This window comes from Campylobacter sp. IFREMER_LSEM_CL2194 (assembly GCF_025771685.1).
Lineage (GTDB): Bacteria > Campylobacterota > Campylobacteria > Campylobacterales > Campylobacteraceae > Campylobacter_D.
This window is the reverse complement of record NZ_JAKMQS010000019.1, coordinates 1-14083: the sequence shown is the minus strand read 5'-3', so window position 1 is coordinate 14083 and position 14083 is coordinate 1. Positions and strand designations below refer to the sequence as shown.

Here is a 14083-nt window from a genome sequence, read left to right as displayed (position 1 = left end):
TTAGCATTTTAATTTTTTAATAACACTGTCTAATTTTTTACTATCTCCATCTTTTAAATCTTCTAAAGCCTCTATAGCAGGAACGAAATCTTCCATTTCATCAAGATAGTTTTCTAAAGCATTGCGTAAAATTTCAGCCTTTTTCTTTTTAGAAAATTTTGCAGTTTGATTTAAGCGCTCGTAAAGTTCTTCTGAAAGAGTTAGAGTGTATCTTTTATTCATTGTCTAGCCTTTATTTTGGTCTTATTGCTTCTTGGCAAGCTTTACATTTATAATTTGTGTTAGTTGTTTGTATTTTTTGATGAATTTCATAAGGAACTTTATGAATTTTATCTGTGCAAGAACAAATGTATTCATAAAATTCTTGCAATTCACCTAGGTTTGTATTTTTGTCTTTTTTGCTAAGTTGGGCTTGGTGCCATTTTTCTATTTTCATATCTTCTCTTAAAATATGCTCTAAAAGCCATTTGGATGCAATTATATTAAGTTTTTCTTTTAAATCATTAGTACTTTTTAAATTTTGGATCAAATCTATCATGGATTGTATGATACTTTTATGAATTTTTTGATGATTAGCAAGTTCAGGATAGCCTATTTTTGCCATATATTTTTCTTCTTCGGCAAAATGTTCTTTCATATAATTGAAAAAATCCGCAAGTAAAAATTTAATTTGTCCTTTATGAATAGGTTTATCCGAAATCATCTCAACATTGGCAGCAAGTTCAAAAAGTTTTTGGTGCTGCTTGTCGATTTCTTCATTATGAATACTATATTTGTCGCACCATTTTGGTAACATACTAAAACCCCTTGTTTGGTTTGTGGGAGAGTTCTTGATGTATTATAATTTACAATATTTTAAATTATGATTAATTTTTATTAAATTTCGGTTTTTTCTTTACATAAAATTAAATTAGTAGAGCATTTTTTACATTTAAATTGTACTTTAGAATATTGTATTTTTAAATGAATTTCATAAGGAACTTTATGAATTCTACCTTCGCATTGGCATTGAAATAAAAACTTTTTTATTTTTGGTTTTTCTTCTTCAAAGCTATCTGAAGAATTTTTTATTTGCGTACTTTGTTTCCAATACTCTATCATCATATCATGCTAAATGATATGTTCTATAAGCCATGAATTAACCATTATGTATAATTTTTATTTTAGGTCATTGGTGCTTTTTATGTTTTGTATGAGTTTTATTATAGATTTTGTGATTTGTTTATATATGAGTTTATGTTGGTTTAAGTAAGGATAATTAATCTCAGCCATGTAGTTTTCTTCATCTTGAAAATGAATTTTAATATAGTGAAAAAAATCAGCAACTATTTTTTAAGTTCTACTTGATAAATTGGTCTATCTGAAATTTCTTCAACTCTAGCAGCAAGTTCAAAAAGTTTTTTATGTTGTTCATCAATTTTTTCATTATTAATGCTATATTTTTGATCCCATTCAGGTAACATAAAAATCCTAACAGTATAAATTATAAAATAGTTAATATTTTATAAATATTTTGCTTTAATTCTACTAAATTCACACTCAATTTACACAAAAAAAATATAATGTTTTAAGTAAAATATAATAAAAAGGTTAAAAATGGCTACACAAATTCTTTTGTTAGAAGATGATATTAATTTAGGAGAAATTGTTAGTGAATTTTTAGAAGAAGAAGGTTTTATAGTTACTTTAGTGGATAATGCTCAAGATGCGCAAGATAAAGCTTATGAGAAAAATTTTGATTTATGGATTTTAGATGTAAAAGTTCCACAAGGTGATGGTTTTAGTGTGCTTAAAAATTTAAGAGAATCTGGCAAATATACTCCAGCTATTTTTATGACTTCATTAAATACTACTATGGATTTACAAAAAGGTTTTGAAAGCGGTTGTGATGATTATATTAAAAAGCCTTTTGAATTGCAGGAGTTAAAAATAAGAATTAATGCTATTTTAAAGCGTTCTTTTGCTCATAAAAATGAAGATTATGAAGACTTGGGAAATGGTTTTAAGTTTGCTTTTGTTTCGCAAACTTTATATCAAGACGATAAACCTTTAACTCTGCCTTTAAAAGAATTAAAGCTTTTATCTTTGCTTTTAAAAAATAAAGGTAAATTTATAGATACTGCTTGTATTTTTGAAGAAATTTGGGAGTATGATCAAGAGCCAAGTGAGCTTAGCTTAAGAGCTTATGTAAAAAATTTACGAAAAATTTTAGGCAAAGATAGTATTGTCAACCAAAGAGGAAGAGGGTATTGTTATGTATGAAGCCAAGCGCGTTGCATGGCAAATTCTTTCTTTGTATTTAGTGAGTATAGGAAGTGTTCTTATAGTACTTTTTGGCGTATGGTATGCAAAGTTAATAGAAGAATTAATAGCCGAACATAGCATAAAATTAAGACAAGAACATCGTTTTGTAATTTTACAAATGGAAAAGTTACGTTTTGAGCCTATAGAAAAAGGTGCTAGAAAAATTGCTCAAATTTCTAATATAAAATTTGCAATATTTGATAGAACAAAAGTTTATTTTTCTAATCTTGACTTGCCTGCTCAAACAACATTTTTTAAACTTAATAACGCAAATATTTATAATAATAACACTCTAATTTATGTAGCTGATGTGAATTTAAATAATTTATTGCTTGCAAATACTCAAGGACAAGATGCTTTGGAGGTCCTAGGTGATGTTAATCGTTTGAGGGTTTTAGTACAAGGTGATGATATCTCCAAAGAACTTGGATTTATAAGATTTAAAGTAGCTTTGGCTATGGTTTTTTCTTTGATTTTTGTAAGTATAATGGCTTATTTTATACTAAAATTTGCACTCAAGCCTTTAGAAATGAGAATAAGATTTTTAAATAATTTTATAAAAGATACCACTCATGAGATTAATACTCCAATTAGTGCGATATTAATGAGTGTAGAAGGTTTAGAAAGAAAAAAGAATTTTGAAGAACTTAAAGCTTTAAAGCGTGTAAAAATAGCTGCTTTGACTTTGAGTCATTTGTATTCAGATTTAACTTTTTTAAATTTTTCTCAAGCTTATGAGGCTAAAAAGAATTGGATATTTTTAAAAGATTTGATTAAAGAAAGAATGGAGTATTTTAAGATATTTTTGGAGCAAAAAAATATCAATTTAGAGCTTAGCTTGGAAGATGGTGGAAAAATTTATGCCAATAAAGAGCAGTTTTTTAAAATGTTTGATAATCTTGTTAATAATGCTATAAAATATAATATAAAAAATGGACATATTAAAATAATGCTTTTGGAGCAAAGACTTATAATAGAAGATAGTGGCTGTGGTATAGCAAAGGAAAATTTGGCCAACATTTTTGAGCGTTATTCAAGATTTAATGAAAATCAAGGTGGTTTTGGTATAGGGCTTTCTTTAGTGGATAAAATTTGTAAAGATCATAACATTAACATAAAAGTAGAAAGTGAGCTAAATAAAGGAACAAAATTTATTTTAACTTGGAAAAATTAAAATTATTTATTGCTCATTTTAGCCTTTTCTTTGGCATTTATAAGTGTTGTGATAAATTCATTTAAATTTTTAGTATCGTTTTGATTTAGAGTTTGTGAGGTATGATTTAGCATTTGAGTGATTAAAACTTCGTTGCTTAAGTCATTATCACCAAATTCTCTAGCTTTTTGTAGAATTTTTAAAGCAAGCAAATTTTTTACTTCATACATTTTAATCCTTTAAATAAATCACGCTAACAATGCGCTTTGGAGTTTGGTTTTTTCTATAAGAAAAAAATCTCTTATCATCAAAGGTGCAAAGATTGATATCAAAAATATCACTAACACCTAATTCTTTTGCTTGAAATTTAACCAATGCTTTTAAATCAAGCTTATTTTCATGTAAAAAAGGTGCAAATTTTTCTTTGCTGTAGTTTAAAACCTCGCCATTAATTTCATAATTTTTAGCACAAATTCCTGCTGAAATGATGAGTTTTAAATTCTTTGCTTGAGTGTTAAAACTTTCTTGCATTTTTAAAACAGCTTCTTTTAAGATATTTTCAAAACATCCTTTTCTGCCTGAATGTAAAGCTGCTATGGCTTTATTTTTATCATCATATAAAAGCAAAGGTAAGCAATCAGCACTTAAAATACACAAAGCTACATTTTTTTCATTACTAATTACCCCATCAGCATTAAAGTGAAAATCTTTATTATATTGAGTGATGATATTAGAATGAATTTGATTTAAAAATACACACTTTTTTATAGAATTTTCCCAAGGAAAAATATTATCGTGAATTTTTGCTCTAAAAATATTATAATCTTGATCAAAAGTTACAAAAGCTTTTGCAAAATCATTTTCTAATAAAGTGATGCAATTTTGTCTATTTGTTGCCATGAAATTTCTTTTTTATAATTTAATTGTCTGTGTATGTATCTTGCTAAAAGATCGCTTTCTATATTAACGCGTCTTCCTATAATGTAATCTTTAAATAAGGTTTCATTAAAGGTTATAGGAATGATAGTTAAACGAATACCATCTTTTAAAACTTCATTGATAGTCAAGCTCACTCCATCTATGGCTACACTTGCTTTATTTGCCATATAAATTTGTATATCATCAGGACATTTAATATAAAAATCAACCCCGTTTTCTTTTTTAGAAATATTAGTAATTTCACCTATACCATCAATATGTCCTTGCATTAAATGTCCATCTATTCTATCGCCATAAGCTAGTGCAGGTTCAATATGTACATAATCTTTTAAATTTTCAATAGCTATGTGAGTTCTTGTTTCATAAGAAAGTTCAAGGTTAAAACCATCATCAAAAAGTTTTGTTACGCTCAAACACGCACCATTAACTGCTATGCTATCGCCTAGTTTTGGTTTGTAGTTTGCTTTTAATCTTAAAGTGTTGTTTTGATATGATTTGACAAAGGCTAATTCGCGGATTAATCCATTAAACATTCAATACCTTTAATTTTTATGAGATTTTATCTAAAACTTTTAAATTTCAAAAAGTATTTTTAGTGTTTTATTTTAAAAAATATTATATAATTTTTGCCTTTTTTATAAAAATGAGGTCAAAATATGTATGATATAATCGTAATAGGTGGTGGGCATGCTGGAGTTGAAGCTAGTGCTGCTGCTGCTAGAATGGGTAAAAAAACTTTACTTTTAACTACTTTAATCGAGCAAATTGGTGCTGCAAGTTGTAATCCTGCTATAGGTGGTTTAGCAAAAGGACATTTGGTAAAAGAGCTTGATGCTATGGGTGGACTTATGGGGCAAATTACCGATGAGGCTGGAATTCAATTTAGAATTTTAAATGAAAGCAAAGGTGTTGCAGTGCGCGGAAGTAGAGCACAAATTGATATGGATGCTTATAGAATTTGTGCTAGAAATATGCTTTTAAAACTTGAAAATTTAGAAATCTCTCAAGAGCAAGCTTTGTCTTTGATTGTTGAAAATGATGAGCTTAAAGGGGTTAAAACTAATTTAGAAAATACATATTTTGCTAAAAAAATCATACTTACAACAGGAACTTTTTTAAATGGACTTATCCATATAGGTGAAACCAAACTTCAAGCAGGTAGGGTAGGCGAGCTTGCATCTGTAAATTTGGGAGATTACTTAAAACAAAGTGGTTTAAAAGTAGGAAGATTAAAAACAGGAACTTGCCCAAGGGTTGATGCTAAAAGTATCGATTTTAGTGTTTTAGAAATTCAACCTGGAGATGAAAATCCTAAAGCTTTTAGCTTTAAAACAAAAAATTTCAAGCCTAATCAACTTCCATGTTATATAGCAAGAACAAATTTAAAAACACATGAGATTATAAAAAGTAATTTCTACCGTGCTCCGCTTTTTACAGGGCAAATTGAAGGTATAGGACCAAGATATTGTCCTTCTATAGAAGATAAGATTAATCGTTTTGGTGATAAAGAAAGTCATCATTTATTTATAGAACCACAAACTAAAGATGCGACTGAATATTATATCAACGGCTTTTCTACCTCGCTTCCTTATGAAGTGCAAATTGCAATGCTAAGAAGTATAAAAGGTTTTGAAAATGCTAAAATCACGCGTTTTGGCTATGCTATAGAGTATGATTATATAGACCCAACAGAACTAAAACATACTTTAGAAACCAAAAAGATTAAAAATTTATATTGTGCTGGGCAAATTAATGGAACCACTGGTTATGAGGAAGCTGCTGCGCAAGGTTTTATGGCAGGAGTGAATGCGGTTTTAGCAATTGATGAAAAAGATCCTTTTGTGTTAAGGCGTGATGAGGCTTATATAGGGGTGTTGATTGATGATTTAGTGATGAAAGGTACTAAAGAGCCTTATAGAATGTTTACTTCAAGAGCTGAGTATAGATTGCTTTTAAGAGAAGAAAATGCCATTTTAAGACTTGGAGAATATGGATATAATTTTAAACTTTTAAGTCAAGAAGATTATGCATATATTGAAAATATAAAACAAAATGTTGATAAAGGACTTGAGTTTTTACTTCAAACTACATGGACACCAAGTAAGCAAAATAATGAATTTTTACAAAGCATTGAAGAGGAAAAGATTACTTCAATAGTGAGTTTGCAAAAAATTGTTGCAAGAGCTAGTTTTAATATAGAAAAATTAAAAGCTTTAGATGAAATGTTTAAAAATATGGATGAGTATTCTTTAAATGAAATTTTAAATGAAGCAAAGTATTATCATTATATTGCAATGCAAAAAGCACAAATTGAAAAAATGAAAAATTTAAATGATTTGAAAATCCCTGAAAATTTTGACTTTAAAAGTGTGAGTGGATTGAGTAATGAAGTAGTGGAAAAACTGCAAAAATTTAATCCACCAACTATTTTTGCTGCTTCGCAAATTAGCGGTATTACTCCTGCTGCTTTGGATATTTTACATATTTATATCAAAATGAAAAAACAATAGATAATAATAAATTTATCTATTGTTATGATTTAAAACAAACATTTATTTTTGTTTTTAAATAAATATCCATATATCTTAAATCAAGCTTTTTATACCAAAGAAAAAATTTATCATTTTTTAGATAAACTGCTAAGTTTTACAAAAAAATCAAAACAAAGGAAGTAAAATGGCTACATCTGAAAGTAGACGAAGCTTTATGGGCTTTGCCTTTGGAACGGTAGCTGCTGTGGGTGGTGCTTTTTCATTAGTTGCAATGAAAAAAACATGGGATCCACTCCCAAGTGTAAAAGCAGCAGGTATTACTACTGTAGATCTTTCTGGCATGAAAGAGGGCGAGCTTAGAACAATTGAATGGCGTAAGAAGCCTATATTTATCTTAAAAAAAGATGCAGATATGGCAAAAGATAGCAATAGAGATGTTGTTGTAGGTGATGTTGCTTATACTGTAGTTATTGGTCTTTGTACGCATTTAGGCTGTATTCCAGCTTACGCTCCAAGCGAAAAATTATTTAAGTGTGCTTGCCATGGTGGTGAATTTGACACCAGTGGTAAAAATGTATTTGGTCCTCCTCCAAGACCTTTGGACATTCCTCCTTTTAGAATTGATGGAACAAAATTAGTATTAGGCGAAGAAGGTCCAGAATATAAAAAAATGATCGCGGAGGCTTAATATGGCACAGATAAAAAAAGCAAATGGTATTGTAGATTGGCTTGATCAAAGATTAGCGGTAAATAAGCTTTTTAATGTTTTAATGGCTCAATATTGGATACCAAAACAAATTAACTTCTTATGGGCAATGGGTGTTATTTTAACTACTCTTTTTGCTATTTTATTTATTTCAGGTTTATTTTTAGTAATGTATTACAAGCCAGATGTAGCTTTGGCTTTTGATAGCGTAAATAAAACTATCATGCAAGAAGTGGAGTATGGGTGGCTTTGGCGTCATATGCACGGTGTGGCTGCTTCGGTTGTATTTTTAATCATATATATCCATATGTTAACAGGAATTTATTATGGCTCTTATAAAAGAGGCCGCGAAATGATTTGGATTAGTGGTATGCTTTTATTTGTTGTATTTTCAGCAGAAGCATTTAGTGGATATATGTTACCTTGGGGGCAAATGAGTTTTTGGGCTGCTCAAGTTATTACTCAACTTTTTGGTGGAATTCCTTTTATAGGTGATGCGTTGGTTATTTGGATAAGAGGAGATTTTGCAGTTTCAGATCCAACTTTAACTAGATTTTTTATGTTACATGTATGTTTATTGCCTATTGTGATTTTAGCAATTATTGCATTCCACTTTTATTCTTTAAGAATTCCTCATGTTAATAATGAAATTTCAGAAGAGATTGATTTTGATTTAGAAGCTGAAAAATATTTAGCAGGTGATACAAAAGGTTCTAAAGTTATTCCTTTTTGGCCAGGATTTTTAGCTAAAGATTTTATGTATATTGCGCTATTTATGATTTTCTTCTTTTACTTGGTATGTTTTAAATTCAATTTTGCAATGGATCCAATCAACTTTGACCCAGCAAATTCTTTAAAAACACCTCCTCATATTTATCCTGAATGGTATTTCTTATGGAGTTATGAAGTTTTAAGAGGATTTTTCTTTGATGTTGGAAGCATTAAGGCTTTTGATATAGGACTTGCAGCATTTGGTATAGCACAAATTATTTTCTTCTTATTACCTTGGCTTGATAGAAGTGATGTTGTAAAACCAGCACATGAAAGACCGATGTTTTTTGTATGGTTTTGGGTGTTATTGATAGATTTAATTGTACTAACAGTTTATGGAAAACTTCCTCCAACAGGAATTAATGCTTGGATAGGATTTTACGCTTCTATGGTATTTTTACTATTATTGTTAGTAGTCTTACCAATTATTACTATCATGGAAAGAAAAAGGGGCTAATAATGAGAGAATTAAAAATATTTTTTGTAGTTGTCTTTTTCACAGGTTTAGTTTATTGGGGGGTTGAGCCTTACGCGCATTCAGTGATGAATCCTCCTTCAACTCCAGTTAATTTTGACTTTGCAAAAGCTGATGCAGAATTTACCAAAGGTGAAGTTGCTTTAAAAGAAAAAGCAGCAGTGGATGCTAATGCTTCAGGAAGTGAAAAAGCTATAGCTAATGCTCAAAAAGCATTAGAGCTTGCAAAAAGCCAAGAAGAAGCTACTAAGCAATTATGGGAAAAAATCGCAAAAATTGATTTTAGTAAAGGTAATGCACAAAAAGGAAAAGAGCTTTTTGAAGGAAATTGTATTGCATGCCATGGTGTGAAAGCTGTCGGAATTCCTGCTACTATTACAGATTCTTCTTTGGGTGTAACGCCTCCTGATTTGAGTGATGCAGGTGCTATTTATGATGAGAAATTTTTAACCGCGCTTATCATTGATCCGGTTAAAGCTTTGCAAATTTCACATAAATTTAATGATGAAAATCCATTCTTAATGCCTGCTTATCCTTTAAGTGGCGATGAAACACAAGATAATCAAGATTTAGCAGATTTAATTGCATTCTTTAAAAATACAGCTAGTGAATATGAAAAAGAATTTGATGCAAAATTAAAAGCTGATTTAGAAGAAAAATATGCTAAAAATCAAGAGCTTTCAGAGCAAGCAAAAACAGCTTTAATTGCAAAAGAGTTTGATTTTGCTAAAAACAAACATACATTTGAAAATGCTTGTGGAAGATGCCATGATGTAAAATATGATGGCTTTGTTTCAAGCTCAAATATGAGTGATTTAAAAAATTATCTTGGTATGACACCTCCAGATTTATCTATGATGATTCGTTCTAAAGGTGCACATTATCTTGAAATCTTCATCAATGAACCTCAAAAGAAAATTCATGGAACTGCTATGCCAAGAGTTGGTTTGAATGAAAAAGCACAAACTCAAGTTATTAATTATCTTGAAAAAGTTGGTGATAGTAAAAAAGAAGAAAGAGAGCAAACAGGAATTTATATCATGATATTCTTTGCTATCTTAAGTATTTTTGCTATAGGCTGGAAAAGATCAGTTTGGTCTAAACTACACTAATTTACCCAAAGAACGCCTTGTGGCGTTCTTTTTCTTCAATAATAAGCTAAATATAAAATAAAATTTGATATAATATTTTTTCATTTCACACGCATTAATTTCCTTATTAGGTTGCTTATGGGTTAAAGAATGCGGAGGAATAAACCTAATTATTTTATTTCAAGGAGAATTTCATGGTAAGCATGAGAGATTTATTAGAGTGTGGTGTACACTTTGGACACCAAACAAGAAGATGGAATCCAAAAATGAAAAAATTTATTTTTGGAGAAAGAAAAGGTATCTATGTAATTGATTTACAAAAAACACTTAGATACTTTAGATATACATATAACATCGTTCGCGATGCTGCTGCAGAAGGTAAAACAATTTTATTTGTTGGTACTAAAAAACAAGCTGGTGGAGCGATTAAAGAATATGCTGAAAAATGCGGTATGCCTTATGTAAATCACAGATGGCTTGGTGGTATGATGACTAATTTTGGAACTATCCGCCAATCGATTAGAAAATTAGAAGTTATAGAAAAAATGGAAGAAGATGGAAGCATTAAGCTTTTAACTAAAAAAGAAGCTTTAATGCTTACTAGAAAAAAAGAAAAATTACTAGCATATCTTGGTGGTATTAGATATATGAAAACCCAACCTGATATGATTTTTGTTATCGATACTGTTAAAGAAAAAATTGCAGTACAAGAAGCTAATAGATTAAAAATCCCTGTGGTTGCTCCACTAGATACAAACTGCGATCCTGACTTAGTAGATTTCCCAATTCCAGGAAATGATGATGCGATTCGTTCAGTTCAACTTTTCTGCCAAGAAATGGCTGAAGCAATCAACGAAGGTAAAGCTTTAAGAGAGCAAGATGGTGAAGCAAATGAAGAACAACCAATCTCTGAAGAAGAAAAAAAAGAAGTTTTAGAAGAAGCTATGAGTGAAGAAGATTTTGAAGGAGATAAAGAATAATGGCTGAAATCACTGCACAAATGGTAAAAGAACTGCGCGAAAGTACTGGCGCAGGTATGATGGATTGTAAAAATGCTTTAAAAGATACAGATGGTGATTTTGAAAAAGCAGTACAACTTTTAAGAGAAAAAGGACTTGGAAAAGCTGATAAAAAAGCCGATCGTTTAGCTGCTGAAGGTTTGGTAAGTGTAAAAGTAAGCGATGATTTAAAATGCGCAACTGTAAGTGAAATCAATTCAGAAACTGATTTCGTTGCTAAAAATGAACAATTTATTGCTTTAACAAAAGATACAACAGCACATATTCAAGCTAAAAGCCTTCAAAATGTTGAGCAGTTGCATTCAAGTGAGATTAATGGTGTTAAATTTGAAGAATATTTAAAAAATCAAATTGCAACTATAGGTGAAAATTTAGTTGTAAGAAGATTTGCTACTGTAAAAGCTGGAGCTAGTGGAGCGGTAAATGGTTATGTTCATTCTAATGGACGCGTGGGTGTTATTATTGCTGCAGCTTGTGATAGTGAAGCTACGGCTAATAAGTGTGGAGAATTTTTAAAACACCTTTGTATGCATATTGCTGCAATGAAACCAAGTTATCTATCTTATGAAGAGCTTGATATGGATTTTGTAGAAAATGAATATAAAGCTTTAGTTGCAGAGTTGGAAAAAGAAAATGAAGAAAGAAGAAGATTAAAAGATCCTAATAAGCCAGAGCTTAAAATTCCAAAATTTGCAAGTAGAAAGCAATTAACTCAAGAGATAATCCAAGAAGCTGAAGAGGCTATTAAAGCTGAACTTCAAGCACAAGGAAAACCAGAAAAAATTTGGCCTAACATCATCCCAGGTAAACTAAATAGCTTTATAGCGGATAATTCTCAGCTTGATGGTAGACTTACCCTAATGGGACAGTTTTATGCGATGGATGATAAAAAAACTGTCGAGCAAGTAATTGCAGAAAAAGAAAAAGAATTTGGTGGAACTATTAAAATAGTAGAATTTATTCGTTTTGAAGTGGGTGAAGGTCTAGAAAAGAAAACTGAAGATTTTGCTGCTGAAGTTGCTGCGCAAATTGGTTAAAAATGGAACTTTTAAAAGCGGAAAATTTAAGCCATAGTTTTGATATTCCGCTTTTTGAAAATCTAAATTTTACTTTAAATGCAAAAGATTGTATTGCAATATGTGGAAGTAGTGGGTGTGGCAAATCTACTCTTTTGCATATTTTATCTACCTTGTTAAAACCTCAATCAGGAAAAGTTTTTTATAATAATCAGGATTTGTATTCCTTAAACGATGAAGCTTTATTAGAAATTCGTAGAAAAGATTTTGGGATTATTTTTCAAATGCATTATTTATTTAAAGGTTTTTTAGCTTTTGAAAATATAGAGCTTGCAAGTATTTTGAGTAGGCAAAATATCGATTATGAGTTATTAAAAAAACTTGATATTGTTGATTTAATGAATCAAAAGATCACAAAATTAAGTGGTGGACAGCAGCAACGAGTAAGTATAGCTAGAGTTTTAAGTAAAAGACCAAAAATCATTTTTGCTGATGAGGCTACTGGTAATTTAGATTTTAAAAATGCTTTAAATGTGTTAGATATTTTGATTAGTTATGTCAAAGAAAATAATGCAGCTTTAGTTTTTGTGACTCACGATCAAGAACTTGCTAAAAAATGTGATAGGATTTACCATTTAAGTAATTATGGAATTTGTTAAATATTTAGGCGATGAAAATGTTGTAATTTTCATGCTTTTATTTGCCAGAATGAGTGGATTAATAGTATTTTTCCCTTTTTTTTCTCACAATAGTATACCTTTGGTAGTAAAAACAACTTTAGCTTTATTTTTAACAATGTTTTTATATCCTTTGGCAAAACTTGAAAATAATACACCTGATTCTTTTTTTATTTTGTATCTTTTAAGTGAAGTGCTTTTTGGGATGGTTGCAGGTTTAATTTTACAAATGATTTTTGCTATTTTACAAATGGCAGGTGAGCAAATTTCTTTTACCATGGGTTTTTCTATGGCTAGTATTTTAGATCCAGCTACAGGTGCTAATACTCCAGTAATTTCTCAAGTTTTAAATTTGCTTGCATTGTTGGTTTTTTTAGCATTTGATGGTCATCATTTGGTATTGCTTTTTATATCTAGTTCGTTAGATTATATTAGTTTGGGTGGATTTTATCCGCATGAGAATTTAATGCTTTATTTGAATAAAGCTATGGTAAATATTTTTGTGCTCGGTTTTTCTATGGCTTTTCCTATTTTAGCAATATCTTTATTATCAGATGTTATTTTTGGTATGCTTATGAAAACTATGCCACAATTTAATCTTTTAGTGGTGGGTTATCCTATCAAGATATTTTTATCTTTTGCAGTGCTTATTGCTATTTTACTCATCATGATGCAGTATTTTAAAAATTTAATGTTAAAAAGTTTTGAGCATATGGAGTTATTGTTTTTCAATATATAAGCAATAAATAATTAAAAATGTTTTAAAATAATACATTTCTTTGACTTGGGAGATGACAGATGAAGGTTGTGCTGATAAATTCTAATGTAGCTGTTTCAAAATTAATTAGTTTGGGGGTTCAAAAACTAGGTTATGAATTTGAAGAGCTTGCAAATGCTGAAGAACTTGAAGAATTTTATGATATTATCATCATAGATCATGATATTGAAGCTAATTTAGATGAATTGAAAAGTAAATGCAATAGATTGATTTATTTATTACCTAGAAACCAAGAGCAAGTAGAAGGCGTAGAGTGTTTATATAAGCCTTTTTTACCGACTGATTTTATAGAACTTTTGGGTAATGAAAAAACTTTAAGTGAAAGTAAGGATAGTACTTTAGAAGAAGAGGAATTGAGTTTTGATGAGGATGTTTTAATTGATAAAGATATGCCTTTAGATGGAAATGAACTTTTGGCTGGTATTGATTTGTCTGAGCATGAAGAAAGTTTAAGTGAAGATGATTTAAATCTGCAAGAAGATTTTTTTGAAGAAAATTTAGATAATTCATTAGAAGTTGAAGATAAATCTAAATTATCAAATGAAGCTGATATTGACAAGGAATTAGATGATAAGTTAACATTAGTAGATGAACAACATGAAGAAAATATAGAAGAAAATATAGAAGAAAATATAGAAGAAAATATAGAAGAAAATATAGAA

General features: G+C 29.7%; 15 protein-coding genes and 2 pseudogenes. 11 read left to right on the top strand and 6 right to left on the bottom strand.

Going from position 1 to position 14083, the window contains the following annotated elements; translation table 11 throughout:
- The 3 genes and pseudogenes from L8V79_RS07615 to L8V79_RS08260 form a co-directional block, all read right to left on the bottom strand.
- On the bottom strand, nt 1-222 hold the full coding sequence (locus L8V79_RS07615) for a ribbon-helix-helix protein, CopG family (RefSeq protein WP_263664313.1): 222 nt from the start codon (nt 220-222) through the stop codon (nt 1-3).
- Nucleotides 223-232: 10 nt separating this feature from the next.
- Nucleotides 233-796 carry a bacteriohemerythrin gene (locus L8V79_RS07610; protein WP_263703147.1) on the bottom strand — a complete coding sequence of 188 codons (564 nt, stop codon included), beginning with the start codon at nt 794-796 and terminating at the stop codon, nt 233-235.
- An 80-nt stretch (nt 797-876) separates the two neighbouring features.
- Nucleotides 877-1463: pseudogene (locus L8V79_RS08260) on the bottom strand (bacteriohemerythrin).
- 133 nt (nt 1464-1596) lie between these two features.
- Between L8V79_RS08260 and L8V79_RS07600 the strand changes: the two are divergent.
- Nucleotides 1597-2262 carry a response regulator transcription factor gene (locus L8V79_RS07600; RefSeq protein ID WP_263703146.1) on the top strand — a complete coding sequence of 222 codons (666 nt, stop codon included), beginning with the start codon at nt 1597-1599 and terminating at the stop codon, nt 2260-2262.
- Complete coding sequence (locus L8V79_RS07595; protein ID WP_263703145.1) at nt 2225-3478, top strand: sensor histidine kinase; 1254 nt, start codon at nt 2225-2227, stop codon at nt 3476-3478. The genes L8V79_RS07600 and L8V79_RS07595 overlap by 38 nt, the downstream gene beginning before the upstream one ends.
- Before the next feature lie 2 nt (nt 3479-3480).
- Here the strand turns inward: L8V79_RS07595 and L8V79_RS07590 are convergent, their stop codons facing one another.
- From L8V79_RS07590 to ribE, 3 genes are read right to left on the bottom strand one after another with little or no spacing between them, the layout of a single operon-like run.
- The gene (locus L8V79_RS07590) at nt 3481-3687 is read right to left on the bottom strand and encodes a hypothetical protein (RefSeq protein ID WP_149062476.1); all 207 of its coding nucleotides are present in this window, start codon (nt 3685-3687) and stop codon (nt 3481-3483) included.
- Between the two features lies 1 nt (nt 3688).
- The gene (pgeF, locus tag L8V79_RS07585) at nt 3689-4357 is read right to left on the bottom strand and encodes a peptidoglycan editing factor PgeF (protein ID WP_263703144.1); all 669 of its coding nucleotides are present in this window, start codon (nt 4355-4357) and stop codon (nt 3689-3691) included.
- Entirely contained in the window at nt 4321-4929 is a 609-nt protein-coding gene (gene ribE, locus L8V79_RS07580; protein ID WP_039628629.1) for a riboflavin synthase, read from the bottom strand. Before ribE ends, pgeF begins: the two co-directional genes overlap by 37 nt.
- Before the next feature lie 123 nt (nt 4930-5052).
- Between ribE and mnmG the strand changes: the two genes are divergently transcribed.
- The 9 genes and pseudogenes from mnmG to L8V79_RS07535 form a co-directional block, all read left to right on the top strand.
- On the top strand, nt 5053-6906 hold the full coding sequence (gene mnmG / locus L8V79_RS07575; protein ID WP_263703142.1) for a tRNA uridine-5-carboxymethylaminomethyl(34) synthesis enzyme MnmG: 1854 nt from the start codon (nt 5053-5055) through the stop codon (nt 6904-6906).
- A 166-nt stretch (nt 6907-7072) separates the two neighbouring features.
- A complete protein-coding gene (locus tag L8V79_RS07570) occupies nt 7073-7576 on the top strand; it encodes a ubiquinol cytochrome c oxidoreductase, 2Fe-2S subunit (RefSeq protein ID WP_039618773.1) in 504 nt (167 codons plus the stop codon).
- 1 nt (nt 7577) lies between these two features.
- Nucleotides 7578-8822, top strand: a complete 1245-nt coding sequence (locus L8V79_RS07565) for a ubiquinol cytochrome c oxidoreductase, cytochrome b subunit (protein ID WP_039668616.1) — start codon at nt 7578-7580, stop codon at nt 8820-8822.
- A gap of 2 nt (nt 8823-8824) precedes the next feature.
- Nucleotides 8825-9952, top strand: coding sequence for a c-type cytochrome (locus tag L8V79_RS07560; RefSeq protein ID WP_263703140.1), 1128 nt, complete (start codon nt 8825-8827; stop codon nt 9950-9952).
- A 173-nt stretch (nt 9953-10125) separates the two neighbouring features.
- Nucleotides 10126-10911 (top strand): 30S ribosomal protein S2, encoded by a 786-nt coding sequence (gene rpsB / locus L8V79_RS07555; protein ID WP_012661799.1) that lies wholly within the window; start codon nt 10126-10128, stop codon nt 10909-10911.
- Nucleotides 10911-11987, top strand: a complete 1077-nt coding sequence (gene tsf, locus L8V79_RS07550) for a translation elongation factor Ts (RefSeq protein ID WP_263664303.1) — start codon at nt 10911-10913, stop codon at nt 11985-11987. Before rpsB ends, tsf begins: the two co-directional genes overlap by 1 nt.
- Nucleotides 11988-11989: 2 nt before the next feature.
- Nucleotides 11990-12625: an ABC transporter ATP-binding protein gene (locus tag L8V79_RS07545; RefSeq protein ID WP_263664302.1), complete on the top strand. Its 636-nt coding sequence runs from the start codon at nt 11990-11992 to the stop codon at nt 12623-12625.
- Nucleotides 12612-13382, top strand: coding sequence for a flagellar biosynthetic protein FliR (gene fliR / locus L8V79_RS07540; protein WP_263664301.1), 771 nt, complete (start codon nt 12612-12614; stop codon nt 13380-13382). The genes L8V79_RS07545 and fliR overlap by 14 nt, the downstream gene beginning before the upstream one ends.
- Before the next feature lie 59 nt (nt 13383-13441).
- Nucleotides 13442-14083 (top strand): annotated as a pseudogene (locus L8V79_RS07535) (hypothetical protein); the annotation flags it as partial.

Bases quoted from the DNA above. Each gene is read 5' to 3' on its own strand.
- L8V79_RS07590 (WP_149062476.1), bottom strand. From the start codon at position 3,687: ATGTATGAAGTAAAAAATTTGCTTGCTTTAAAAATTCTACAAAAAGCT.
- rpsB (WP_012661799.1), top strand. From the start codon at position 10,126: ATGGTAAGCATGAGAGATTTATTAGAGTGTGGTGTACACTTTGGACAC.
- L8V79_RS07570 (WP_039618773.1), top strand. From the start codon at position 7,073: ATGGCTACATCTGAAAGTAGACGAAGCTTTATGGGCTTTGCCTTTGGA.
- L8V79_RS07610 (WP_263703147.1), bottom strand. From the start codon at position 796: ATGTTACCAAAATGGTGCGACAAATATAGTATTCATAATGAAGAAATC.
- tsf (WP_263664303.1), top strand. From the start codon at position 10,911: ATGGCTGAAATCACTGCACAAATGGTAAAAGAACTGCGCGAAAGTACT.
- mnmG (WP_263703142.1), top strand. From the start codon at position 5,053: ATGTATGATATAATCGTAATAGGTGGTGGGCATGCTGGAGTTGAAGCT.
- L8V79_RS07560 (WP_263703140.1), top strand. From the start codon at position 8,825: ATGAGAGAATTAAAAATATTTTTTGTAGTTGTCTTTTTCACAGGTTTA.
- pgeF (WP_263703144.1), bottom strand. From the start codon at position 4,357: ATGGCAACAAATAGACAAAATTGCATCACTTTATTAGAAAATGATTTT.
- L8V79_RS07565 (WP_039668616.1), top strand. From the start codon at position 7,578: ATGGCACAGATAAAAAAAGCAAATGGTATTGTAGATTGGCTTGATCAA.
- ribE (WP_039628629.1), bottom strand. From the start codon at position 4,929: ATGTTTAATGGATTAATCCGCGAATTAGCCTTTGTCAAATCATATCAA.
- L8V79_RS07545 (WP_263664302.1), top strand. From the start codon at position 11,990: ATGGAACTTTTAAAAGCGGAAAATTTAAGCCATAGTTTTGATATTCCG.
- fliR (WP_263664301.1), top strand. From the start codon at position 12,612: ATGGAATTTGTTAAATATTTAGGCGATGAAAATGTTGTAATTTTCATG.
- L8V79_RS07600 (WP_263703146.1), top strand. From the start codon at position 1,597: ATGGCTACACAAATTCTTTTGTTAGAAGATGATATTAATTTAGGAGAA.
- L8V79_RS07615 (WP_263664313.1), bottom strand. From the start codon at position 222: ATGAATAAAAGATACACTCTAACTCTTTCAGAAGAACTTTACGAGCGC.